The organism is Halobacillus yeomjeoni (assembly GCF_020171525.1).
Classification (GTDB): domain Bacteria; phylum Bacillota; class Bacilli; order Bacillales; family Halobacillaceae; genus Halobacillus; species Halobacillus yeomjeoni.
Genome location: NZ_JAIVAI010000001.1, coordinates 1,249,419 through 1,274,315, shown reverse-complemented (window position 1 = coordinate 1,274,315; position 24,897 = coordinate 1,249,419). Strand labels below are relative to the sequence as shown.

Sequence of the window (24,897 nt, the reverse complement as noted above, 5' to 3'; positions counted from 1 at the left end):
AGAATCTTGTGTAAAAATTTCCGGAGTGTATGAAGGAGCTATTGGAGGCATGCCGGTTGGAGAGAGCCTAAGAAGCGGGGGATTTTATGAAAAGAGGTACACGTCCCTGGAAGATGGTCCGTGTAGAAGATAAGCACTTCTATGAAGAAGAGGACGAGGTAGCGGAAGAATATCCGCTCACGATTGTGATCAACGGTGAGGAGTTCGCTACGATGGTTTGTACGCCTATGGATTTGAAGGAGCTTGTTGTCGGTTTTATAGCTTCTGAAGGTGTGATTCGCAAAGTACATGACTTGAAAGGCCTCACCATCGATGAAGACCGGGGTTTTGCATACGTAGAAACGAAGAAGGACTTGAAACTGAAAGAGGTCAACACTAAACGTTGGATCGGTTCTTGTTGTGGAAAAAGCAGGTCGTTTTATTTTCAGAATGATGCTTCTACAGCACGCACGGTTATGGACATTTATAAGATCTCTCCAGATGAGTGCATGAAGGTGATGGCTGAGTTCCAAAACCAGTCTCAAATGTTCAAGCAGACTGGAGGTGTACATCAGGCTGCCTTGGCTGATGAGGGGGAAATCTTTGTTCAATTCGCTGATATCGGTCGTCATAATGCTCTTGATAAGTTATTTGGCTATCTTTTATTAAATAATGTAGAAAACAAGAAAAGAATAGTCATTTTCAGCGGTAGAATTTCTTCGGAGGTTTTATTGAAAGTATCTAAAATGAGAGTGGGATGTCTCCTGTCAAAATCAGCACCTACGAATCTCGCATTAGAGCTTGCCCGCGATTTGAACATTACGGCTGTGGGTTTTGTCCGGGGGAATAGAATGAATATTTATACTCATCCTGAACGAATTGACCTGACAGAAAAAGGAGGAGCTGACCGTGAGCGAAAGGGATCATAACGTTGTATGGATCAATAATCGGGAATACTTGGCGGATCCGGAGCAGAACTTGCTGGATTTGATCAATTCTACTGGAGAACATGTACCTCAGATATGTTATAACGAATCACTCGGACCGATTCAGACTTGTGATACTTGCATTGTGCAGGTAGATGGTGAGTTGAAGCGGGCATGCGGGACCAGAGTGAAACCTGGGATGAAGGTTGTAACAGGCTTGGAGAGAGTACATAAAGCTCAGAAAGAAGCGTTGGATCGAATATTAGAGAATCATGAACTGTATTGTACTGTGTGTGATTATAACAATGGTTCCTGTGAGATTCATAACACGATGGCGGCGTTCGGGTTGGAGCATCAGTCCAGACCTTTTCAGCCGACGTCTTACGAGGTGGATCGATCTGGTTCATTTTATCGGTATGACCCGGATCAATGCATCTTGTGCGGCCGCTGTGTAGAAGTCTGTCAGGATGTACAAGTGAATGAAACGTTGACGATTGATTGGGACCGGCAGCAGCCTAGAGTCATTTGGGACAATGATGTCCCTATGGATCAATCTTCGTGTGTGAACTGCGGCCAGTGTTCTACGGTTTGTCCGTGTAATGCAATGATGGAAAAAGGGATGGAAAAAGAAGCAGGCTTTTTGACCAATCAGGAACCTGGCATATTGAAGTCCATGATTGAACTCACTAAAAAAGTTGAAACCGGGTATGGCCCTTTATTTGCGGTTTCTGATACGGAAGCAGCGATGCGTGAAGAGGTGATTGATAAAAAGAAAACCGTATGTACGTATTGTGGAGTAGGATGTTCCTTTGATGTATGGACAAAAGGGCGTAAGATTTTGAAAGTCGAGCCTCATCCGCATTCCCCTGCCAATGGAATCTCTACTTGTGTCAAAGGAAAGTTCGGGTGGGATTATGTCAATAGCGAAGAACGGTTGACCAAACCGTTGATCAGACGTGAAGACCATTTTGAAGAAGTGGATTGGGATGAAGCCATCTCATATGTCGCTCAAAGGTTTAGCGAAATCAAAAAGGAAAAAGGTTCAGATCACCTTGCCTTCATTTCGTCATCAAAAGCGACGAACGAAGAATCGTATTTGATGCAGAAGCTTTCAAGACAAGTGATTGGGACGAACAACGTTGATAATTGTTCTCGTTATTGCCAGGCTCCAGCGACAATGGGGTTATTCCGAACAGTAGGCTATGGTGGAGATTCCGGGTCGATTTCAGACATCGCAGAGGCGAAGCTTGTTCTTACGGTCGGGTCGAACACGGCTGAGTCCCATCCTGTTTTAGCCTCGAAAATAAAGCGTTCACAAAAACTCTTCGGTCATAAACTATATGTATTTGATTTGCGGAAACACGAAATGGCGAAGCGGGCGGATCGTTTCTTCCAGCCGAAGCCGGGGACTGACCTTGTCTGGCTTTCAGCGATCACAAAATATATTTTAGATCAGGGGTGGCACGATCAGACGTTTTTACAAGAGTGGGTAAATGGATTGGAAGATTACCGAAGCAGTTTAGAGCCATTCACTTTAGAGTACGCCTCTGACATGACCGGGATATCAGCAGAAGAGTTGAAGGAACTGGCTGAAGAAGTGGCGCATGCAGAAAGCGTTGCGATTTGCTGGGCTATGGGAGTGACGCAGCACGTGCGGGGGAGTGATACGAGTACCGCGATTTCCAATTTATTATTGATTACAGGAAATTACGGTAAACCTGGCACAGGCGCTTATCCTCTCCGAGGGCATAACAACGTCCAGGGCTGCAGTGACTTCGGCAGTATGCCAAACTTTTTCCCTGGATATGAAAAAGTGACCGAAAATGATGTGCGGAAGCGCTATGAAGCAGCTTGGAAGGTTGTTCTACCAGAGGAAATCGGTATGGATAACCATGAAATGATCGAGGCGATTCATAAGGGTGAACTTTCTTCCATGTATGTCATGGGAGAAGACACCGGTGTAGTGGATGCGAATATCAACTATGTGACGGCTGCTTTTGAAAAATTGGACTTTTTCGTCGTGCAGGATTTATTTCTTACGAAAACAGCTGAATATGCGGATGTTGTGCTGCCTGCATCGCCTAGTCTCGAAAAAGAAGGGACATTCACTAATACCGAAAGAAGAATACAGCGCCTGTATCAATCCTTCCCTCCACTAGAAGGGACGAATCCCGACTGGAAAATCATCCAGCTCATAGCCAAAGAAATGGGGCATGATTGGGGTTATACCCATCCTTCAGAAATCATGGAAGAAGCTGCCTCACTCGCTCCATTATTTGCAGGTGTGAGCTACGAACGCTTGGAAGGATATCAATCCCTGCAGTGGCCGGTGGCTGCTGACGGTACCGATCAACCGTTGCTATTCACCGAAGGGTTCCCATTTGAGGATGGAAAGGCACGCTTATATCCTGTAGATTTCGAGCTTACACATGACACTGATGAAGAATATGATTTGCATGTGAATAACGGCCGTTTGTTGGAACACTTCCATGAAGGGAACATGACTTATAAGTCTGAAGGAATAACGAGGAAAACGCCTCGTGCTTTCATTGAAATTTCAGAAGATCTCGCCGAAGAACGTGGTTTGGAAGAAGGGGCGAAAGTGAAGTTGATTTCTCGTACAGGGGAAGCGGTCGGGCATGTTACAGTCACAGACCGTGTGAAAGGTAAGGAGATTTTCATACCGCTGAATGATAACGATGAGCTATCGATCAATTTGCTGACAGACAATAGAGTCGATAAAGACAGCAATACACCTGCCTATAAAGAAATCGCTGTGAAAATGAAGGTATTGAAGAAGAAAGGCAAGTCTCCGATACCAGCCAATAATCACCGAAGAGGGAATCCCGTTCCTCAAATCAGTGTCAATGTAGAGAAAAAATGGGGAAGGGCAGATTATGAATTCCCGGGAAGCAAGGTGGATCGATAATGGCGAAACCAATATCCAACATCAAAAAATATGAAAAGACACATGAGGAAGAAATTGACCAGAATGTTGCAGAAGTTAAAGCGGCAGTTTCTGACAATAAGGATGCGATCCTGAAAGGAATACAATTATTAAAAGCCTTAGAAGAAGGTGGGACGCTCGACACAGCCTATGCATTTACCAAAAAGAAAAAAGAGGCGTTAGGTTATGTGGTGGAGGAGATAAGCAAAGAGCAATATACTCCTCTGCTTAAAAACCTTCCTGAATTGATTTTCCTCCTCGGTGAAATCGATGTTAAAGCGTTGAGGGAATTTAGTTCGAAATTGAATCAAGGACTTGAGCAGATGGATACAGGTGCTTCTGAAGAAAAAACAGGTTTCCTTGATCTGGCCAAAGCACTCAAAGATCCGGAAATCAATCGTAGTATTACGATGCTGCTTCAATTTTTGAGAGGGATGGGACGATAACAGTAAAGAGAGCCTCCAGGCTCTCTTTAAATATCTACAAAGAACCAAATGATCATGATCACTTGGATAACAATCTTTGCGAAAGTTCCACTTAAAAAGCCAAACAATGATCCAATCGCAGCTTTCATGGCATCATTGCCCGATCTTTTTTGTATAAGCTCCGTGATGATTACGAGAACAAAAGGAACGATTAAAATCCCTAAGGGCGGAATAATGAACGATCCGGCAATCACTCCTACTGCAGCCATTCTTTCTCCCCATTTACTGCCTCCATATTTTTTAACGAAATAACTGTTGGCAATGATATCAGAAACAATGAGCAAAATGGTCAAACCGATCATTGCAATCCAAAAAAACAGAGACAGGGCTTCGTTATCAATGAAGAAAAAATATGATAAGAATCCGATCCACAAAACTAATGGCGCAGGGATGATTGGAAAAATGACGCTTGCAAAACTGGCGATGAAACAAATGATGATGACAATCCAAATCGCGATTTCCATACTTATACCTCCTTCTACCAAATACTTTTAAATACGTTTCCTGTAAAAAAAGTTTCATTTTATTTAAATGGCTCTGCTATTGCTTAGTGTTGTTATTTCACATGTGAGCTCATATCAGCTCTTTCTGTCCTGGAATTTGTATGAGGCGGCCTTTTAGAATGACTCCCTTTCCGTGGGGTACCGTGAGCCTCCTCAGGCTGCGCCTTCCGGGGTCTCACGATGTACCTTCATCCCACAGGAGTGTCGCCATTCTAAAAGGCCGCCTCTTCAAAGTAGGAGGGTAGGAATAGGCGGGAAAAAGGAACAAGGTGAGACCCCGGAGAACAAAGTTCGATGAGGCTCAAGCGTCCCCCGCGGAAAGCGAACTGTTTTCCCTGCCATCCCATGCTCTGAGTAAATAACGGGCCGGACACCTATACCCAGACGAGGACTATTTAGTAATCGTTTAGATATCAACAACAGACTTTAACAGAGCCATTTGAAAAAGCCGGACAAAGTAAGTCCGGCTTTTTCATTTTATCATTTATAACCAAGTTCCTGCCTGTCAGGTGGAGCCATAAATTCCGGTCCTACAGGATCCTGCACATGTTTCACAAGAATTTCATCGATGTCTTTCATCGTGTCCTCATCAATGGAGAAATCCTGAATGCCTTGAATTGGGTCCAGTTGTCCTGGTTTGCGTCCTCCCATTAATGCTACTCCTGAACCTGGCTGGTCCAGCACCCAGCGTAATGCAAGGTGTAAGACCGTTTTTCCGTAGCGGCTTTGGGCTAATTGATCGAGTTCATGAACTGCGTTCAAGTATTTTTTGAACCTCGGTTGTTGGAATTTGGGATCGTTGTTGCGTAAATCATCTCCTTCAAACTCGCGGTCCATAGACATTTTACCAGACAACAATCCACGGCATAGAGATCCATAAGATATTGTCGTCATACCATGGTCTTCAACGTAAGGAAGTGTCTTTCCTTCAATTTCTCTTTCAAATAAGTTGTAAGGAGGTTGAAGAGTATGCAATGGTGCCGCTTCACGGAATATGTCCATTTGTTCTGGTGAAAAGTTGCTTACGCCGATCGCTTTGATTTTTCCTTGCTTTTGTAGATAATGAAGCGCTTCTGCCGTTTCATGGATGGGTGTCATCGGATCCGGCCAATGCACTTGGTAAATATCAATATAATCGGTTTGCAAACGACGGAGAGAATCATCAACCTCCTTATGAATTCGCTCTTTGCTGGCATTTCGGAAGACTTGATCATCTTGCCAGTCCAAACCTACTTTCGTGGCAAGCACTAAATTTTCACGATTACCATATTGCTGAATGGCTTTACCGACGATTTCCTCTGAACGTCCGAAACCATAGACAGGAGCAGTATCAATTAAATTAATGCCTTGGTCAATGGCATGGTGAATGGTTTGAATGGACTTCTTCTCATCCGTTCCACCCCACATCCAACCGCCGATCGCCCAGGTACCCAGTCCGATCCGACTTGTTTCGATATTCGTATTGCTAATACGGGTCTTTTCCATTTTCATTCCTCCATTTCCCTCTTTTCTCGTTGTAAGTACCCTTATCGCCCCGTTCCTAATCTAGTTGATGGTCGAAATCATTCTATAGTCATTAGAGACGTTGTTCAATGAAGTGGGTTTTGTTAAGATTGATCGGTTATTAGAGAGGAGAATGAGACATTGAAACAATTGGTTCGGTTTGGAGTGGTCCAAGCAAAATCCTGTTTATTTCCTTTAATTATTTTTTCAACTTTAGCTCTAACGACTATGGTTGAAGTCGAGGGCCTGAATCGTTATGATCTTATCTTTTTCATTTGTCTAGCCGCCCAGTTTCTTTTAATTCTATCTGGTTATGAAACGTTTGATGAATTGAAAGTCATTTCGGTTTTTCATTTGATAGGACTTGCCCTGGAACTTTACAAAGTTCATATGGGATCGTGGAGTTATCCTGAAGAAGGATGGACGAAGGTTTACGGTGTCCCATTATACAGTGGCTTCATGTATGCCAGCGTAGCAAGCTATATGTGTCAGGCTTGGAGAAGGCTGCAACTACAGTTGATTCACTGGCCCTCCACATGGATGGTCATCCTGCTCAGCTGTGCGATCTATTTCAACTTTTTCACTCATCACTTCATTTATGACTTTCGTTGGGAACTTAAGCTGCTAACTATCATCCTTTTCGTGAAGACGTTTATCTTCTTTACAGTAAATGGGAGAGTATATAAAATGCCGTTATCTCTGTCGTTCGTTTTGATTGGGTTCTTCATCTGGATTGCAGAGAATATAGCAACCTTTTTTGGAGCATGGCGATATCCCAATCAACAAAATCATTGGGAGTTGGTCCACATAGGTAAAATCAGTTCCTGGCTATTATTGGTCATTGTCAGCTTTTTGATAGTGGCTGTATTGAAGCATGTGAAAAGAGACAGGGAGGAGGAGGATTTCTATAGTGAGAAAAGGCTTGGATAGTATAGAAAGGAAAAATGTGGCACAATAAAGATATTCAATAATCGAGGGGGGCCACCATGCACGAATTTCATGATGCTTTCATTCAAATTCTTCTGTTATTAGCCATTTCTGTAACAGTCATCGGTATTGCAAAACTCCTGAAAGAGCCTTATTCCATCGCTTTGGTCATCGTTGGACTCATACTTGGTTTGACAGAACTTCCGATCATTGAAGATGCGGAGTTTTACATAACTCAATCTAAAGTGTTCCAGGCTACAGTCATCTCACTGTTTTTACCTATTCTGTTAGGCGATGCTACTTTGAAACTGCCTTTTCATCACTTGTATGAGCAGAAGAAACCTGTGCTGGGACTGGCGTTTGTCGGGACATTTCTATCTTTTCTATGCATCGGTGGAGGTGCGTACTACCTATTAGACCTGCCTCTGGTCGTAGCCTTTACATTTGCAGCGCTCATGAGTGCAACGGATCCAATCAGCGTGCTTTCGATCTTCAAGTCTCTCGGGGTACCTGAAAAGTTATCAACCGTTATGGAAGGGGAGTCACTTTTCAATGACGGCATAGCGGTGGTCCTCTTCAAAATCTCAAGTATCTATTTACTGACATACATTGAGATGGGATGGCAGGGGCTGGGCAGTGGTGTTTTGTTGTTCCTGAAATTTGCCATCGGGGGAGCTTTGATTGGAGTGATTTTAGGCTTCATCTTCTCTCAAATCATCAGAATTTTTGATGATTACCCACTGGAAATCGCGTTTAGTGCACTCTTGTTTTTTGGAAGTTACTTTATAGCGGAACATTTCCATACCTCGGGTGTAATTGCGGTCGTCGTAGCAGGATTCATGTTTGGAGACTACGGTGCGAAAATCGGAATGTCTAAAGAAACGCGAACGAATATCAACACGTTTTGGGATGTCATCACCTTGATTGCCAATTCATTGATATTCTTGATGGTCGGTTTGGAAATAAGGAATATATCATTTGCCGGCAGTTGGGGATATATTGTCCTGGCCATTGTCATAGTATTGGTTGGGCGGACGATCGCGCTATACGTAAGTACAGGGTGGGTGAAAGAGTTGACAGCAAGAGAAAGAATCTTATTGAACTGGGGAGGACTGCGCGGCAGTTTATCCATCGCACTGGCCCTCAGTTTACCGATGGAATTCGATGGGCGGGAACAAGTCCTGCTATTCACGTTCTCAGTCGTTCTTTTTTCACTCATCGTCCAAGGGTTAACCATTAAACCACTGATTCAAAAGCTTGGAATCATGAAGACATAAAAAAAGAGGCTCCCTTTAAAGGGGGCCTCATTTATTATCCGGCGTTCGATAATCGTTTTAGAGCTTGCTGTACTGTAGCCATCGTCTTTAAAGAGGTTATGTCTGAACGAGCTTCTATAGCTTTATGCGCCAACTCTGGTCTTAATCCGGTATAAATCAAAGATATGCCCAAAAGTTCTACGATTGCATTGATGTTGAAAAGAAACTCTGCTACCACATGGTCGATATTATAGATACCGGACACATCAACGATCAAGTAGCGAAGGGGATATTGCTGGGTTTTTGCAGGGATAAGCTCGAGGAGTTGTTCTGCTCTCGTTTCATCGATAACTCCTACCAGGGGAAGGACTGCGATCTCATCTGCTACTGGGACGAGTGGGGTGGAAACTTCACCAATCACCTTCTTCAATCTTCTTTCCGTTTCTTTTCTAGGGGTAATATCGCGGATGATCGATTGAATCGCTTTTGTTTTACCGAATAGAACAGGGTGGCAGTACAGTTCGACTTCACAAATGGTTCCATCAAAGCGGAATACCTTGGTCTCAATCAGCTCTCCGACTTTGTTTTCAAACGTACCTTTACGAATTCTCTCGACAATGAAATCTTTATACTCATCTGGAAACACATCGACGATATTAGCTCCGATGATCGCTTCTTTCGAAGATCTTAAAAACTCAGAACCGGCCTCATTGATATACAATACTTGTTGATTGGAATGAATGATGGTCGTTTCAAAGGAATATTCAACGATTTTACGATACATCTCCTCTTGTTCCGGAATCGATAATGTACTCTCTTTCGGTAATTTACCCACTTGTTCACTCCCCCTAAAAATACAGTTACTCTTAAAATTCTGCTTACTGCCTTAAGATTCCTCCTTGTTTTTGTAAAAGAAGACCTTATTCCAATCAATTGAAGAAGTAGTCTTTATACATAAGAAAGGTACCTATGAGAGTTGAGAATGCGTACAAAAGTGCTGTATAAAAACTGGCGCCAGGACTGAATTTCTTCTCAGCACTTTCCTGTTTCACCCCGGTTTGGGATTGGACACTAAGGTCCAGGCTCCTACTGGAAAACACTCCTGATGAATTGAAGAATTTTATAAGAAAAGCAGCTCCTAAACCGATAACAAATGCAAAATCCAAGAAGTAGGTTGCAGTTGCCAGGCTTACAAAAACATTCACTATAATCAGTATAAAAATAGTAATCAATCCCGTCATCAACTTTTTCATGACTGCACTCCTTTTTCATATTGTGGTTTATATACTCAATATGGAAAAAAAGGTTTCATAATTATTCAAGATGTTCAAATATCCGCTTTACATCAGGAAAAACAGCAAGCTGTCTACGCCGGCTGCATGAGACTGTTTTAACCAATAAAAAAACTCCTGAAGTTTGATTCAGGAGTCACAGGTATTTCGTCAGTTGATCGACAGCAAGAGATAGATCTTCGTGAATGACGTAATCAAAAAGCCGGTCTTTGTCTGTCGGTTCATTGTTCAGTATGGCAGTGGTCACGTCTTCTTCCAGGGCTGTGTAAGGAAGGAGGTTGAAGGGGGTTACGAGTAGGGATGTCCCCATGACCAACATCAAGTCAGCTTCCCGGATAGCTTTTTCAGCATCTTCGTGAGCGGTTATCAAATCCCCGAAGAGTAAAACGTCCGGCTTCAATACGACTCTGCACTGATCACATCTTGGTACGTCCATCCCCATCACGTAATTCAAGGAAAATGATCCGTGGCATCGCGGACAGCTGGATGTATTCAGGGTGCCGTGATACTCAATGATGCGGCTGCTTTTTGCAGCTTCATGAAGGCCATCCACATTTTGAGTGATGACAGTAACAGATCGGCTGCCTGCCTCTAAATCTTTAATGAAGCGGTGGACGAGGTTCGGTTTATAATCTTTTAACAGCTTCAGTCGAAAAATCGCTTTGTACTTTTTCCAAAAATCTTCAGGTTCTTGCTCGAAATAGCTTGTAGACATGAAATATTCCCTGGATTCGTCTTCAGTCCAGAGACCCTCACTCGATCGGAAATCAGGGATGCCGCTTGCTGTAGAGACACCAGCTCCGGTCAAGACGACAATCGATTCCGCGCTCCGGATGTGTAACGCCAACGTTTTGATATTGTCCATTTCGTCTACCTCTTGTTGAAGCCTTTCTTCTGGACAAATTCAGTTACGTCCATTCTCATTGGTGTCTGGAAACGTCTCAACATTTGATCTGTCCAAGAGTCCTGGCGGTTATTATTGGAGCGTGAACGATAGTATGCGGCTATCGTTTCATTAAAAGTGTCCAGTTTTTCTTCATAGTGAGAGTATTCATTTTCAAAGTAAACAGCATCTTTTGGTAGACGTGGTTTTTGCTCAGGCTTTTGAGCAGGCTCACCAACGACCATACCGAATAAGGGGATGACATGTTTCGGGAGAGATAATAATTCATCGACCCGGGCTATTTGATTTCGGATGCTGCCAATATAACAAATGCCAAGACCCATAGATTCTGCTGCAATGGCTGCATTTTGAGCAGCTAATGCAGCATCGATTGCAGATACGAGGAAGTGCTCGCTGTTCTCCAGATTGGCAAGCATTTCTTCATATTGTTTTTTATCGGCTTTTATGGTTGTACGGTACAAATCTGCACAAAAAATGAAAAGATGACCATTCTCTTTAACGTAGTTTTGACCGGTGATGTCAGCGAGTTCAGCTTTCTTGTCTTCATCTGTTACACCGATGATGCTGTAGGCCATCATATAACTGGAAGTCGAGGCTTGTTGAGCTGCTGCTACGAGCGTATCAATCTGCTCCTGATTCAAACGTGTATCTTTGAAGGATCGAATGGAACGGTGGTTAAGCAGAGTTTCTATTGTGGCATTCATTTTTTTCCTCCTAAGGCGCATCGTATTGCCAAGTAGTTGTAACATTCCTAGATGATTTTTTTATTATATCTTCGGTTTTAATTTGGATTTGATTTCCATCAATGAATTTGACGGATTTTATTTCATATTGATATTGATTAGGTAAAGGAATGAGAGGTTCATCTTCGACCAACTCCAATGAAGCAGGTTCTAATGTATATAAGTCCATGATTGCCAAATGATGTTTTTTTACACCGTCATTGTTCGATCTTTCAAATAAAAAGGAAATATAACGCTTATCGGTCGACCAGTCGACTGATTTCAAGGCACTGAGATCGTTAAGCAGAAAAGAGGTTTCTAAATGAAAATCCAATACAATATGTGAACATGTAGTGTTCTTGCATGCAAATTCAATCAGGTACTGATCCTCTAATAAGGGAGAGTAGTTCAAAGCATTCAACTGCTTCTCAGGATTCTCGAAACCGCTGACATATCGGTATAGAATCGGATAGTTCTTTTGGGTTATGGTGTAAGTTTTCTCATTTATATGAAGATTAAGTTCAGACATAAGGTCGGATTCTGTTAGATTTTCTTTTTCATGTATTGGTTCAGTAGAAGGTTCTTGTTTCGTCGTGGTCGCCTCTGCGATTGGCTGGTGGTTTTGACATCCAGTAAGAACCAGAATCATGATTATACAAATAAAAAATGGTAGTCTACTCATAAGAATCTCCTTATTGGAAAAAAGTCGCTTCATGTAAATGATATCACAATTTTCGTTTTATTCACCCAGATTTCACGATGTTTTACCTATCTTTACAAGCTTAATATGAGGAACGACAGGAGGAATTTGTCGAGAAAGAGAGAATTATATAATGTATCCGGAATTTAGAGGAGGGGGTTGTTGTGGGGGATCTTTATGATTACGACTATCATAAGACGAAGAAGCTGCTCCAGGAACGATTCCGTCATAAAGGATTGGTTTATGAAGTATACAGATCAGCTGTAGAATTCATACATCACAACCTTGAAGAGAAATATGATGATCCTCTCGATCATTTGACCACTCATGTACAACTTCGGGAATTATTTAAGGGGGATGAACAAAAACTTGCTGCTACGCTTAACGACTTGGTTCAATACTGGAAGATTGAGAGAAGTGAGGAAAGGATTCAGGTGGGTTTCGAAGTATTGGAGACGATCGGAGACCTATGTGAATATATCGAAAAAAGGGTGAAATGCTGATAAGACATTAGTCATGTCTCACAGCTTTCACCCTTTTTGCATTAACGATACCCATATAAAATTGCGTCAGACCCAGCGCGAGGAGGATCGGTCCAATCGTGAAGGCGAACAGTGGACTTAAAATGGTTTGAAGCATACCGGAAAGCACCAACATACTGTACCTCTTACTTCTAAAGCTATGGTAAGACCAAAAAATAGAAATAACTACGATCAGCCACAATAAAGGAGTTATCCAGGGATACATCTCTAACACATTCATATCGACACCTCCTTATTGATTATTGTCTGAATTTTAATTTTTACCATCCTATCACTTTCGAATTTCTTTCACAACCGTGAAAAACGTCTAGTTTTGCGAATGATTAATTTTTTTCAGACAAAGCCGAGTTTTCCCGCATTACTATAAGGTTAAACATCTGATTAAATGGAGATTCCTGTATGTATAAAGATAGATGGTTAAAGGTGACAGTTCTCTTAATGTGAAGTATCTTTATTTTAGACTCTGCTTTGTGTTGGATTGATTTTTACAAAATGGGACTCACCATATGGAAAGTGATTCGTTGCCTTAAACCCCCATCTGAATATACACGAATCTTTGACGAAGCCTTATTTAAGAGCTGAAAAAACCAGGGAGGACGCGGAGTAGGAATTAATATCTTAATCCTTAGAACCGAGACTCCTACATAGAATTTGGAATTCGGATAAATACGTTCTGGGAGGAATTGCTGTGAACGGGAGTATTGAAGTAAAGAATTTATCAAAAACATTTAAGAAAGGGAACGTCAAAGCTGTCAGGGATGTTTCATTCTCTGTGAAAGAAGGGGAATTTTTTGCTTTTCTCGGTCCAAACGGTGCAGGGAAATCGACGACCGTACAAATCCTTACCACCTTGATCAATGCTACAGGTGGAGAAGCGGCAGTAGCGGGACATGATGTCATCAGAGAACCGGAAAAAGTAAGGAGATACATAGGAGTTGCGCTGCAGGAAACAGGAGTGGACCCTGATTTAACCGGTCGTGAATTGATAGAACTACAAGCGAATATCTTTGGTTTTTCTAAAGATCGAGCGAAAGAAAGAGCAGTTGAACTATTGGAGATCGTACAACTGACTGAATCAGCCGAGCGTAGAATCGGGAATTATTCTGGAGGAATGAGACGGAGGCTTGACTTAGCTCTCACTCTCGTCAACGAACCGAAGATTCTTTTCCTGGATGAACCGACGACTGGATTGGATCCATCGAACCGGATGGCGATCTGGAAGGAACTGCAGCGATTGAACGAAGAGAAAGGGACGACTATTTTTCTTACGACTCAATACTTGGAAGAAGCGGATTCTCTTGCACATCGGATCAGCATCATCAATCATGGTGAAATCGTAGCGACGGGTACACCGAAAGAATTGAAGGCACAAATCGGAAGCGATCTCGTTACTTTGACGTTTATATCCGATATAGATAGTGGAACAGCCGAAGATATTCTGAAGCGGCAGATGGGAGCGTCGGAAGTCATTCGCCAAAGCGAAAAATTGACGGTCTATGTGAAAGATGGCGCTAAGCAGCTGCTTGAGATTGTAAGGATTTTAGATGGGGAGGGGATTGAAATTGAAACCGTCAATCTATCCTCTCCGACATTGGATGATATTTTCTTGAAAATAACGAATGACCAGGAGGTGGAGACGCATGGGGAATAGTATTTGGAAAGATACGTGGCTGATCACAGCGCGGAGTATTAAAACAACCTTGAGAAATCCATTCTCGTTCATTCCTAACTTGATGATATCTGCTTTCTTTTTATTGGTGTATGAGGGAGGGCTGAGTGGTATATCTCAGCTTCCCACATTTGAAGGTGCGAATTATCTCGCATTCATTCTGCCTGTATCCATTGTTTCTGCAGCCATAGGCGGGGCTGGAGGAGCAGGTCAGGGAATTGTAAAAGACATTGAGAACGGATTCTTCTCCAGGTTATTATTGACTCCTGCATCAAGGCTTGCTATCGTGCTGGGTCCGATCATCGCCGGCATGCTCCAACTGTTCATTCAAACATTATTGATTATCGGAATCGGTTATTTGCTTGGGTTGGAAGTTGCGACAGGCTTCGGTGGAATCTTATTCGTATTAATGATTGCCATCGGATGGGGGCTGGCATTTGCAGGTTATTCCGCTGGTGTAGCCTTACGTACGAAAAATGCACAGGCTGCACAGGCGGGAACTTTCATCTTTTTTCCGCTGATTTTTTTGAGTACCACTTTTGTACCCTACGAACTGATTGACGCTCAATGGTTAAAGATTGCAGCCACCATCAATCCTACCACCTATATATTTGAAAGTATGAGGACGGTTTTGATTGATGGGTGGATTTTCTGGGATCTGATGCAGGGGGTCATCGCCATTGTCATTGCCTGTACGATTACCATCACCTTTGCTGCCTTGTCAGCTAAAAAAGCAGTAGCGAGGGGGTAACGCCCTTTGACAGATTTGCCGCTTTATATGCTGTTCTATCCATTGCGTTTGGATTGATTCGCCAAATCCAGGGATTTCATAAAATAAGCCGAAGGAAGAAGAATTCCTAAAAATGATTCAATGATAGCAAAGAAACGAGCCGATCTTACAGGGATCATATCACCATAACCCACCGAAACTAATGTCTCTCCGCTGAAATAAAGCAGGTTAAGAAAGGTGGGATCGATCGGTTTTCTTTTTGAAAGACTTTCGACCAAAATGACGTCATTCAATGATAAGAGATAGTAGATGATCGCAAATCCGAATAAAACTGCACTCATAACAATTACCAGTTTCAACAGCAGGGCAGAACTGAAGTAGCTCTTTTCATAGGTTTTATTTTTGAAAAAGTAAACGAGATTGATGGCAACGAATACGATTGTTGCTCCTATTAAAAAGTTTGTCATTAGATCACCTCTACCTACCTATTATCTTTGTCGACAATTTTCAAACTTAAATTACAAAAATTGAGACCAAAAAACGCTCCTTTTAAGTGAAAAGGAGCGTTTTTATTATTAGGCTCTGTTATTGCTTGGTGTTGTTATTTCATATGTGAGCTCATATCAGCTCTTTCTGGAATTTGTATGAGGCTGCCTTTGGAATGACTCCCTTTCCGTGGGGTACCGTGAGCCTCCTCAGGCTGCGCCTTCCGGGGTCTCACGATGTACCTTTATCCCACAGGAGTCTCGCCATTCTAAAAGGCAGCCTCTTCAAAGTAGGAGGATCGGAAAAGCCATAACCGAAGTCCCTTACACCAACTACGAAAGGGATGGCAGGGAAAACAGGTAGACTCCTGCGGGAAAAAGGAACCAGGTGAGACCCCGGAGAACGAAGTTCGAGGAGGCACAGCGTTCCCCGCGGAAAGCGGACTGTTTTCCCTGCCATCCCATGCTCTGAGTAAATAACGGACCAGACACCTAATCCCAGACAGGGACTATTATATCAACAACAGGCTTTAACAGAGCCTATTATTAACTGATCTGTTGTGAGGAATAGGTTTCTTTTTTTGGAGATGTTTTTGAGAATACCACTTGATTTCTTCCAGCTTTTTTCGCTTCATAAAGTGCACCGTCTGCCATTTGATATAGTGTCATGACGTTCTTTTGACTATTTTTGTACGTTGCCACCCCGATGGAGATGGTACAATGAATCTTTTCCTGTTCTTTCGTGTGAAAAAGATGAGCTTCGACTTCTCTGCGAAGCTTTTCAGCCATTTTAGAGACTGAGTCATGGGTCAGGTTTGCAACCACTACGGTAAACTCTTCTCCTCCGTTCCTTGAAATGATGGCATTTGGATGGCAGTTTTTGAGGAGAAGCTTACTAAGTTGGATTAACAATTCATCTCCGGTTTGATGGCCATATGTATCATTCACTTTCTTAAAATGATCGATATCAATCATCAAGAGAGAGAAGAAAGGTTTTCGGCCGAGTCCATTTTTTTCTACACATTCTACTTCATGTTGAAAACCTCGAACATTGTTCAAACCTGTCAGCGGATCTTTGAATGCCTGTGTTTGAAAAACAGCGAAAGCTTTTTCTTTCTTTTTTATAGATTCAAAAATCGAAACAGCCACGAAGCCTCCGATGAAGGTGACCATCCAATAATAAGTATTGAGTTCCAGGTGAATCGACTGAGATGAGATGATTTTATTCGTACTAAGTGTAAAGATGATATTTGTCGTCAACAACATGGCAGTGGTTTTTTTGTAAACATTCCACTTTCTAGTGGAAATACTCAAGTAAACCATTGAAAAAGCGATGACACCTAAGAAATTCATCATAGAAGGCGTATCCATACCATAAGAAAATCGTGCTGCTATACTGAAGGTGCCCGTAATGAGAGTAGATACCCATCCACCATAGATAGTGCTGATCATGAGAGGGATGTGTCTTAAATCAAACATTCCATCTTCACCTACATAAATGGAAAAGTGTATGAGGATGACGGATAGAATACCGCTCACCGCCCCTAAATAAACTTTACGGTAGATAGGTGGTTTATTTTTCAACATGGAACTATGGAAGGTTTGAATAATGATAAACATGAAAGATACCATGATGGTTAAGTTGAAGAACATTTCTTGAACCATTTTAAGCTCACACCCTTCTTGATATATCGCCTGCCTTAATATTTTCTTATTTTTGTTATCGGCCAATTTGTAAACGTTTTAACAAAACTTCGTTGTATTTTGTAAATTTTTGATAATATGTGTGTTTTTTTTAGGTGGATTGGTTATATGTCCATCGGGGGATTTGCATTATCTATCATCGTTTAACAATAAGAATTTGTATCAAACTCTCTAGTAAACCAAAAGGTCCGCTGAAGTTATACAGCGGACCTTCATCATTTAAGCATCGGGATCCCATGCTGGTAGCATTTTGTTTAGTGGTTTATCTTTTCGATATCCAAGGACATATTCAGCTTGCATGATTGTATGAATTTCCCGGGTCCCTTCATAGATGACAGGAGCTTTGGAATTCCTCAAATACCTTTCAACCGGATATTCATTCGAGTAACCGTAAGCCCCATGTATTTGCACCGCATCATCAGCGGCTTGATTGGCAAAATCACAGGCCTGCCATTTAGCTAATGACGTTTCTCTTGTGTTTCTCACGCCGCTGTTTTTAAGTTCTCCAGCACGATAAACAAGGAGGCGGCTCATTTGCAGTCCTGCTTCCATTTTTGCAATCATCTGCTGTACTAATTGGTGTTTCCCGATTTCTTTTCCGAACGTCTTTCTCTCGTGACAATAATTCACACTTGCTTCCAAACAAGCCATGATTTGTCCACATGCACCAGCGGCAACCGTGAAACGTCCGCTATCTAAAGCAGACATGGCGATTTTGAACCCATCTCCTTCCTTCCCAAGGAGATTCTCTGCAGGAACCTTCAATTGATCGAAGAAAAGTTCTCCCGTATTACCTGCGCGTATCCCTAATTTTCCTTTGGTCGCTTTTGAGGAAAAGCCATCCATTGTCCTTTCAACGATGAAGGCAGAGATGCCGTGGTGTTTCATTTTTTTATCCGTATACGCAAATACCAGGAAATGATCGGCGATATCACATAATGAAATCCATGTTTTTTGACCGTTTAAAATATAAAAGTCTCCATCTCGTCTGGCTGTTGTCTGCAATGCAGCGACATCTGAACCAGCTCCGGGCTCCGTCAAACCGAAAGCGCCGATTTTTTCACCTCTGGCCTGGGGACCCAAGTATTTTCTTTTTTGCTCTTCGGTTCCCCACTGAAGGAGGGTCATGCTGTTTAATCCTGTATGGACGGAAACCGCTGTCCGAAAAGCGGTATCTCCTCTCTCCAACTCTTCACAGACGATGGCCAGGGCGTTGTAATCCATCCCGCTGCCACCGTACTTGGTAGGTATACATACTCCCATCAAACCGAGATTCGCCAGTTGATTCATGACGGAGGGGTTCCATTTGCCTTTTGCATCCCATTCTCCGATGTGAGGCATAATTTCACGGTCGACAAAGTCCCTGACCGTCTTTCTGAGCATCCGTTGTTCATCTGACCATTCGAAATTCATAGTAACACTCCTTAAATGATGTTCTTCTTTTTCATCTGATTGATGGACTCGCGGCTATATCCTAATGCACCTAATATTTCCACTGTATGCTCCCCCGGTTCAGGAGGGTGGTGGGTCACTTCTACCGGAGTCCGCGAGAGTTTCAATGGACTTCCTATCATCGATATTTGTCCAGCTTTCGGATGATGGCTGGAGATGAACATGTTTCTCTCCTTAAGCTGCGGGTCTGAAGGAAGGTCTGAGACAGACTGGATCGGGCCGAATGGAATGGAGGATTGGTGACACTTTTCCTGCCAGTAATGGGTCGAGCGTTTAGCGAAAGCCTGTTGTAATAGGTTTGAGAGTTCGAAACGATTGGAGACACGTGAACGATTATCTTGAAATCTCGAATCCACAGCCAACTCTGGTAAACCGACGATTTCACATAAAGCTTTGAACTGTTGGTCATTTCCTACGGCAATCACCATTTCTCCATCATTGGATGCGAACGTTTGATAGGGGACTATATTTGCATGATGGTTGCCTAATCTAATTGGGGGTTGTCCAGACATCAAATAATTGCTGCCTATATTTACGAGTGAGCTGATGGCTGCATCGTACAATGATAAGTCTATTTTCTGGCCTGATCCGGAGTGATTTCTTTCCAACAGAGCAGCTTGAATTCCTATGCATGCATACAACCCGGTCAAAATATCTGTGATGGCTACTCCCATTTTTTGAGGGCCGGATGTTTCATTTCCAGTAATGCTCATCAGCCCACTCATCGCCTGGATGATGAAGTCATAGCCTGGTAAATGTTTATAAGGACCTGTCTCCCCGAAGCCTGTTATCGAACAATAAACGAGTTTTGGGTTCCATTCTTTTACAGAATCGTAATCAAGACCGAACCGTTCCATTGTTCCTGTTTTGAAATTGTGAAGAAGGACGTCACTTTTTTGAATCAGCTGCCTTATGATTTCTTTTCCTTGTCCAGTCTTCAAGTTGACTGTAATGTTCTGTTTGTTGCGGTTGGCGCATATATAGTAGGCGCTGACTCCTCCTTGGAAAGGAGGACCCCATTCTCGTGTTTCATCACTGCCTCCAGGAGCTTCTACTTTTATGACTTCTGCACCTAAATCTCCTAAAATCATCGAACAATATGGACCTGCAAGTACCCGAGATAGGTCAAGGACCCGGATACCTTCTAATGGAGCTCTCATCATTTCACCTCTTTCATAGGAAAAAGCCAGAAGAACCCATACGACGTATGAATCCTACTGGCTTGGGAACAACAAATGAATTGGGTGTAAAAGTATTTGTGGGTTGCTTTACTCCATCTTATTCTCTGATTTCTTCTATTATGAATTTAAAAAATATGAAGTTTGTTTATTTTTTCGATAATTAATTTCTATCTTCGTAAGACCAGTGTAAATGTGAGAGATTTCTACTTACCCTTCGTAGAGTCTCGCCATTCTCAAGGACACATCTTCAAAGAAGGTGGATATAAAGGTCATATACCATGATATAGCAGTGTCCGTTACACCAACTACGAATGGGAGGGAAGGGAAAACCGGTAAACTCCTGCTGGAAAAAGGAACAATGCGAGACCCGGAGAACGATAAAATCTAGGAGGCTCAGCGTCCCCTAGGAAAACGAACTTTTTTCTCATCCCTCCCATAGTCTGATTAAAGGAAGGATAAGTAATCGTTGAAAATATCAAAAAAGACTTTAAAAGAGTCTTTCTAAAAAATAGAAAAGAAAAATCTCCTAACATGAAATGTAGATGCATTTAATAGGATAGAGCAATGGGACAAACCAAGGTGGTGGGTTTCAATTATTTTAATGTCAATTTCGTTTGGAGGTCATGAGTATGGAATTTGGATCTTCACAAGTGAATAGCTTGCCTCCTTATCTGTTCTCAATCTTTCAACAAAAAAAGAGAAAGCTGCAAGAAAAAGGGGTGGATGTCATAGATCTTGGGATAGGCGCCCCCGATCTGCCGACACCAGCATTCATTATCGACCGTTTAATCAGAGAAGTGCAGAAACCTCAGAATCATCGCTATTCTCCTTATGGAGGATGTCGTGAATTCAAAGAAGCTGTGGCTTCTTTTTATCAAAAACATTATGGTGTCTCGCTGGACCCAGATACGGAAGTCATGGCTTTAGTGGGGTCAAAGGAAGGCATTGCGCATATGATTCATGCGGTGATCGACCCTGATGATGGAGTTCTCATCCCGGACCCCGGGTATCCGGTCTATCGGTCTGCCGTACATTTAGCGAAAGGAAAAGTGATCTCTCTCCCATTGAATGAAGAAAGGGCGTTCCAACCTGATTTTGATTCTATAAATGAAGAGGATTTACAGTGTGCCAAGGTATTATTGGTCAATTACCCCAGTAATCCGACCGGAGCGACGGTCTCTTTTGAAACTTTCAAAGAAGTTGTTGATTTTGCTGCACAACACCAGTTGTGCATCATGCAGGATTCCGCCTATGATCTGGTCACTTTTGAAGACTATAAGGCTCCAAGCCTGTTGCAGGTTCCTGGTGCGAAACAACGGTCGGTTGAGTTCGGATCTCTTTCGAAAAGCTTTAACATGACCGGATGGAGAATCGGATATGTAGTAGGAAATGAAGCATTGATCCGTGCTTTGGCTGTTGTGAAGAGCAACACGGATACGAGCCAATTTTTAGCTGTACAAAAAGCTGCAGCGGAAGCGCTGATGAGTGATTTTCGTTCCGTTCATGAAAATAATCAAATTTACAAAGAGCGGATGGAATGGATGCACACGGCTTTAAAGGAAATCGGAATGGCTGCAGAAAAGCCGAGAGGAACTTTTTTTATTTGGGCTAAAGTGCCAGAAGGGTTTTCATCGCAGACATTTGCAGAAAAAATGCTTGATGAAGCAGGCGTCATCCTTACCCCGGGTACGGCATTCGGTCCGAACGGGGAAGGTTTTGTAAGGATTTCTCTTTCAGTACCAATTGAACGATTAGTGGAAGCGGTCGAACGAATGAAACGAATCCAGACGGGGGGAGACCGGGGATGATGGATAGAAAAGCTCACATTTTATCCGGAGCTCAAGCGATTGTTGAATGCTTGAAGAGGGAGTCGGTCACAAAAGTATTTTGCGTGCCGGGAGAGAGTTACCTTCCTGTGATGGACGCGATTCTTGATGAGCCCTCTATGGATTTGGTTTCAGCGAGGCATGAGGGTGGAGCTTCATTCATGGCTGAGGGTTTTGCCAAAGCAAGCGGGAATCCAGGGGTCGTGATGGCCACCCGCGGTGTCGGGGCTTCAAATTTGTCGATCGGCGTCCATACGGCTGCCCAGGATTCAACCCCTATGGTGGTTTTTCTAGGACAAGTCCATAGTCAGTTCAGAGGGAGAGAAGGGTTTCAAGAAGTCGATCTCGATCAATATTTTAAACCGATCGCAAAATGGACAGTTGAGATTCTAGAACCGGCAAGGATTCCAGAGCTTGTTCAACGGGCATTCCGGGTGGCGCGTACCGGAAGACCCGGTCCGGTGGTAGTTTCCCTCCCTGAAGACGTGCTTGTAAAAAAAGCGCAGATGGAATTCGGTGAACCAGTCATTCGTCCATCACCACGTCCTTCATCAAAAGAAGTCGATCTTTTAGAACAAATTTTACTCAAGGCTGAAAGACCTTTGATACTGGCAGGTGGTGGTGTGAAACTTGCTGGTGCAGAAGATGCGCTGGTAGGGTTCGCTGAAAAGTATGATCTCCCTGTCATGGCTGCATTTAGAAGGCATGATGTATTTCCTAATCATCACCACCTTTATATCGGACATCTTGGGCTTGGGGCACATAAAAATATCATTGAAAGTGTAAAAGAATCTGATGTGATATTAGCCGTAGGAACACGATTATCGGAAGTGACGACCCAGGATTATTCGCTTCTTTCCAAAGAGCAGACGCTCGTTCACATAGATATCGACTTTGACACAATCGGAAAAGTATATTCGCCTGATTTAGGTATTGTGGCAGATGCAGAGCAGGCGCTCGAATCATTTATGCATCTAGGCGTGACGCCTGTGTGGAGTGCATGGGCTGAAGGCCGGAGGCGCAAGTATGAAATGACGCTTCACGATGATGAAAATAAGTCGAGTGATCTTTACCGCATCATTTCCATTCTGGAGCAAAGGCTTCCAACGGGCACTATCCTTACCAATGATGCCGGGAACTTTGCAGGATGGCTTCATAAGTTTTATCGGTTCAAAGAAAAAAACACCTATATCGGTCCTACCTCTGGAGCGATGGGGTATGGGATGCCGGCAGCACTGGGAGCGAAACTCGCCCATCCTGATAAAACCGTCGTTTCACTATCGGGAGATGGCGGCTTCATGATGACGATGCAGGAGATGGAAACCGCCGTACGTTACCACATTCCCGTCATCAGCATTATATTCAATAATCGAATGTACGGCACGATACGGATGCACCAGGAAATCCATTATCCATATAAGACAATCGGAACCGACCTTGGTGATGTTCCTTTTTCGACATTTGCTGAAGATCTAGGTGCTGCGGGTTTTTATGTGCGTGGATTCGAAGAGTTCGAACGCGCTCTGTTGGAAGCGTTGAATTATGATAAGCCGGTGGTAATCGAAGTGGAAACGGATCCTGAACAAATATCTGTATCGTCTACGATTCAACAGTTGAGAAAACGGCATAAGCAGTAACTTTTGAGGGGGATTTTATAAATGGCTAAAAAATGGATGAAGGAAGAAAAGTTACTTAATTATATCGGCGGACTTTGGCAAGCTCCATCTTCAGGGAAATACACGGCGGTAACCAACCCGGCGACGTCTGAAAAACTGGTTCAAGTCCCGTTATCAGCTGAGCAGGATGTGGAGGGGGCCGTAGAAGCTGCGAAAAAAGCCCAGCGAGAATGGGCTCTCGTTCCTGCGCCGCAGCGAGCTGAAGTCCTTTATAGAGTTGGGCTGATGATGAAAGAACGAAAAGAGAAACTGGCTCAATTATTGACCATGGAAAATGGAAAAGTCATTGAAGAGGCGCGTGGGGAAGTGCAGGAAGGAATTGATATGGCGTTTTATATGGCGGGCGAAGGGCGGAGGTTATTCGGCCAGACCACCCCATCTGAATTAAAAGACAAATTCGCTATGAGTGTCCGAGCTCCGGTCGGCGTTGTAGGAATCATCACCCCATGGAATTTTCCGATTGCCATCGCGACGTGGAAGTCGTTTCCTGCGATTGTTGCTGGAAATGCCGTCATTTGGAAGCCTGCTACCGAAACACCGATCATGGCCTATGAATTAGCCAGGATTTTTGAAGAATCAGGTTTACCGAAAGGCGTTCTCAATGTCGTTTTCGGTTCTGGATCAAAGGTCGGACAAGCGATGGTAGAACAAGAAGCGATCCGGGTCATCTCGTTTACGGGTTCCAATGAAGTCGGCCGTAAAATTGCTGCTGAATGTGGGAGTCGGTTGAAGAAGGTGTCTCTTGAGATGGGTGGGAAAAATGCGGTCATCGTCATGGATGATGCCGACCTTTCTTTAGCTGTAGAAGGTATTTTATGGAGTGCGTTTGGAACAAGCGGTCAACGTTGTACCGCCTGCAGCCGTGTCATGGTCCATGAGAGCCTGAAAGAAAAACTCGAAGAACGGTTGATGATTGAGATTTCCAAACTCACCATCGGAAACGGGTTGGATGAATCGATCAAAGTCGGTCCGATCATCAATCAAGCGGGTCTTGAGAAAATTAAAAACTACATTAAAGTCGGAAAAGAAGAAGGGGCGAAACTGCTGACCGGAGGCTATATCATGGAAAGTGGAGCACACGGGCGTGGCAACTATTTCGCTCCTACTTTATTTACGGATGTAGACCCGGGCATGCGCATTGCGCAGGAGGAAATTTTCGGACCGGTCGTCTCATTGATTCCTATCAACAGCTTAGAGGAAGCGATTGAAATCAACAATAGTGTCGAGTATGGACTGTCCAGTTCAATTTTCACTCAAAATGTAAATCATGTTTTCCAGGCTCAACGAGATTTAGATACAGGCATCGTTTATGTGAACGCAGGTACGACAGGTGCTGAAATTCATCTGCCTTTCGGTGGAACGAAGGGGACGGGGAACGGTCACCGTGATTCAGGTGTTGCAGCGCTGGATGTATTCACAGAATGGAAGGCTGTCTATGTAGATTTCAGTGGAAAACTTCAACGTGCACAAATTGACGTGGAATAAAGG

23 protein-coding genes are annotated in these 24,897 nt (G+C 43.2%); 11 read left to right on the top strand and 12 right to left on the bottom strand.

The annotated features are described in order from the left end of the window. The first annotated feature begins 86 nt into the window (after positions 1-86). The 3 genes from fdhD to LCL89_RS06600 are packed head-to-tail and all read left to right on the top strand — an operon-like array spanning position 87 to position 4,298. Positions 87-908 carry a formate dehydrogenase accessory sulfurtransferase FdhD gene (gene fdhD, locus LCL89_RS06610; protein WP_224808953.1) on the top strand — a complete coding sequence of 274 codons (822 nt, stop codon included), beginning with the start codon at positions 87-89 and terminating at the stop codon, positions 906-908. After that, on the top strand, positions 889-3,834 hold the full coding sequence (fdhF, locus tag LCL89_RS06605; RefSeq protein WP_224808944.1) for a formate dehydrogenase subunit alpha: 2,946 nt from the start codon (positions 889-891) through the stop codon (positions 3,832-3,834). Before fdhD ends, fdhF begins: the two co-directional genes overlap by 20 nt. Continuing rightward, positions 3,834-4,298, top strand: a complete 465-nt coding sequence (locus LCL89_RS06600; protein ID WP_197315537.1) for a DUF1641 domain-containing protein — start codon at positions 3,834-3,836, stop codon at positions 4,296-4,298. Before fdhF ends, LCL89_RS06600 begins: the two co-directional genes overlap by 1 nt. A gap of 26 nt (positions 4,299-4,324) precedes the next feature. On the opposite strand, the gene LCL89_RS06595 is transcribed toward LCL89_RS06600, so the two are convergent. After that, positions 4,325-4,801, bottom strand: a complete 477-nt coding sequence (locus tag LCL89_RS06595) for a DUF456 domain-containing protein (RefSeq protein ID WP_197315538.1) — start codon at positions 4,799-4,801, stop codon at positions 4,325-4,327. 519 nt (positions 4,802-5,320) lie between these two features. Then, positions 5,321-6,325, bottom strand: a complete 1,005-nt coding sequence (locus tag LCL89_RS06590; RefSeq protein WP_224808942.1) for an aldo/keto reductase — start codon at positions 6,323-6,325, stop codon at positions 5,321-5,323. Positions 6,326-6,484: 159 nt separating this feature from the next. Here LCL89_RS06590 and LCL89_RS06585 point away from each other — a divergent pair, with 159 nt between their 5' ends. Both LCL89_RS06585 and LCL89_RS06580 read left to right on the top strand, forming a co-directional pair. Then, entirely contained in the window at positions 6,485-7,273 is a 789-nt protein-coding gene (locus tag LCL89_RS06585) for a DUF817 domain-containing protein (RefSeq protein WP_224808940.1), read from the top strand. 56 nt (positions 7,274-7,329) lie between these two features. Beyond that, complete coding sequence (locus LCL89_RS06580; protein WP_224808938.1) at positions 7,330-8,547, top strand: cation:proton antiporter; 1,218 nt, start codon at positions 7,330-7,332, stop codon at positions 8,545-8,547. Between the two features lie 34 nt (positions 8,548-8,581). Here the strand turns inward: LCL89_RS06580 and LCL89_RS06575 are convergent, their stop codons facing one another. The 5 genes from LCL89_RS06575 to LCL89_RS06555 all read right to left on the bottom strand — a co-directional run bounded on the left by LCL89_RS06575 (position 8,582) and on the right by LCL89_RS06555 (position 12,126). Beyond that, on the bottom strand, positions 8,582-9,361 hold the full coding sequence (locus LCL89_RS06575) for a PAS domain S-box protein (RefSeq protein WP_224808935.1): 780 nt from the start codon (positions 9,359-9,361) through the stop codon (positions 8,582-8,584). A 94-nt stretch (positions 9,362-9,455) separates the two neighbouring features. Further along, entirely contained in the window at positions 9,456-9,779 is a 324-nt protein-coding gene (locus LCL89_RS06570) for a hypothetical protein (RefSeq protein WP_224808933.1), read from the bottom strand. Between the two features lie 175 nt (positions 9,780-9,954). Further along, positions 9,955-10,683 carry an NAD-dependent protein deacylase gene (locus LCL89_RS06565; protein WP_224808931.1) on the bottom strand — a complete coding sequence of 243 codons (729 nt, stop codon included), beginning with the start codon at positions 10,681-10,683 and terminating at the stop codon, positions 9,955-9,957. A 5-nt stretch (positions 10,684-10,688) separates the two neighbouring features. Continuing rightward, complete coding sequence (gene nfsA / locus LCL89_RS06560) at positions 10,689-11,426, bottom strand: oxygen-insensitive NADPH nitroreductase (protein WP_224808929.1); 738 nt, start codon at positions 11,424-11,426, stop codon at positions 10,689-10,691. Positions 11,427-11,436: 10 nt separating this feature from the next. Further along, positions 11,437-12,126, bottom strand: coding sequence for a hypothetical protein (locus LCL89_RS06555; RefSeq protein WP_224808927.1), 690 nt, complete (start codon positions 12,124-12,126; stop codon positions 11,437-11,439). A gap of 182 nt (positions 12,127-12,308) precedes the next feature. On the opposite strand from LCL89_RS06555, the gene LCL89_RS06550 reads away from it, so the two are divergent. Beyond that, the gene (locus LCL89_RS06550) at positions 12,309-12,647 is read left to right on the top strand and encodes a hypothetical protein (RefSeq protein WP_224808925.1); all 339 of its coding nucleotides are present in this window, start codon (positions 12,309-12,311) and stop codon (positions 12,645-12,647) included. A gap of 7 nt (positions 12,648-12,654) precedes the next feature. On the opposite strand, the gene LCL89_RS06545 is transcribed toward LCL89_RS06550, so the two are convergent. Next, a complete protein-coding gene (locus LCL89_RS06545; protein ID WP_224808924.1) occupies positions 12,655-12,906 on the bottom strand; it encodes a hypothetical protein in 252 nt (83 codons plus the stop codon). 468 nt (positions 12,907-13,374) lie between these two features. Here LCL89_RS06545 and LCL89_RS06540 point away from each other — a divergent pair, with 468 nt between their 5' ends. Beyond that, positions 13,375-14,337 (top strand): ATP-binding cassette domain-containing protein, encoded by a 963-nt coding sequence (locus tag LCL89_RS06540; RefSeq protein ID WP_224808922.1) that lies wholly within the window; start codon positions 13,375-13,377, stop codon positions 14,335-14,337. Then, the gene (locus LCL89_RS06535) at positions 14,327-15,106 is read left to right on the top strand and encodes an ABC transporter permease (RefSeq protein WP_224808911.1); all 780 of its coding nucleotides are present in this window, start codon (positions 14,327-14,329) and stop codon (positions 15,104-15,106) included. The genes LCL89_RS06540 and LCL89_RS06535 overlap by 11 nt, the downstream gene beginning before the upstream one ends. A gap of 35 nt (positions 15,107-15,141) precedes the next feature. Here the strand turns inward: LCL89_RS06535 and LCL89_RS06530 are convergent, their stop codons facing one another. The 4 genes from LCL89_RS06530 to LCL89_RS06515 all read right to left on the bottom strand — a co-directional run bounded on the left by LCL89_RS06530 (position 15,142) and on the right by LCL89_RS06515 (position 19,886). Continuing rightward, positions 15,142-15,552 carry a potassium channel family protein gene (locus LCL89_RS06530; protein WP_224808909.1) on the bottom strand — a complete coding sequence of 137 codons (411 nt, stop codon included), beginning with the start codon at positions 15,550-15,552 and terminating at the stop codon, positions 15,142-15,144. A gap of 564 nt (positions 15,553-16,116) precedes the next feature. Then, positions 16,117-17,301 carry a diguanylate cyclase gene (locus tag LCL89_RS06525; protein ID WP_224808907.1) on the bottom strand — a complete coding sequence of 395 codons (1,185 nt, stop codon included), beginning with the start codon at positions 17,299-17,301 and terminating at the stop codon, positions 16,117-16,119. 192 nt (positions 17,302-17,493) lie between these two features. Beyond that, positions 17,494-18,687, bottom strand: a complete 1,194-nt coding sequence (locus LCL89_RS06520; RefSeq protein WP_224808895.1) for an acyl-CoA dehydrogenase family protein — start codon at positions 18,685-18,687, stop codon at positions 17,494-17,496. 11 nt (positions 18,688-18,698) lie between these two features. Continuing rightward, a complete protein-coding gene (locus LCL89_RS06515; RefSeq protein WP_224808894.1) occupies positions 18,699-19,886 on the bottom strand; it encodes a CaiB/BaiF CoA transferase family protein in 1,188 nt (395 codons plus the stop codon). Between the two features lie 650 nt (positions 19,887-20,536). Here LCL89_RS06515 and LCL89_RS06510 point away from each other — a divergent pair. The 3 genes from LCL89_RS06510 to LCL89_RS06500 are packed head-to-tail and all read left to right on the top strand — an operon-like array spanning position 20,537 to position 24,894. Further along, entirely contained in the window at positions 20,537-21,715 is a 1,179-nt protein-coding gene (locus tag LCL89_RS06510; RefSeq protein WP_224808892.1) for an LL-diaminopimelate aminotransferase, read from the top strand. Beyond that, positions 21,715-23,370 (top strand): thiamine pyrophosphate-dependent enzyme, encoded by a 1,656-nt coding sequence (locus LCL89_RS06505; RefSeq protein WP_404813415.1) that lies wholly within the window; start codon positions 21,715-21,717, stop codon positions 23,368-23,370. Before LCL89_RS06510 ends, LCL89_RS06505 begins: the two co-directional genes overlap by 1 nt. 21 nt (positions 23,371-23,391) lie before the next feature. Then, complete coding sequence (locus LCL89_RS06500) at positions 23,392-24,894, top strand: aldehyde dehydrogenase family protein (RefSeq protein ID WP_224808888.1); 1,503 nt, start codon at positions 23,392-23,394, stop codon at positions 24,892-24,894. Positions 24,895-24,897: the final 3 nt, after the last annotated feature.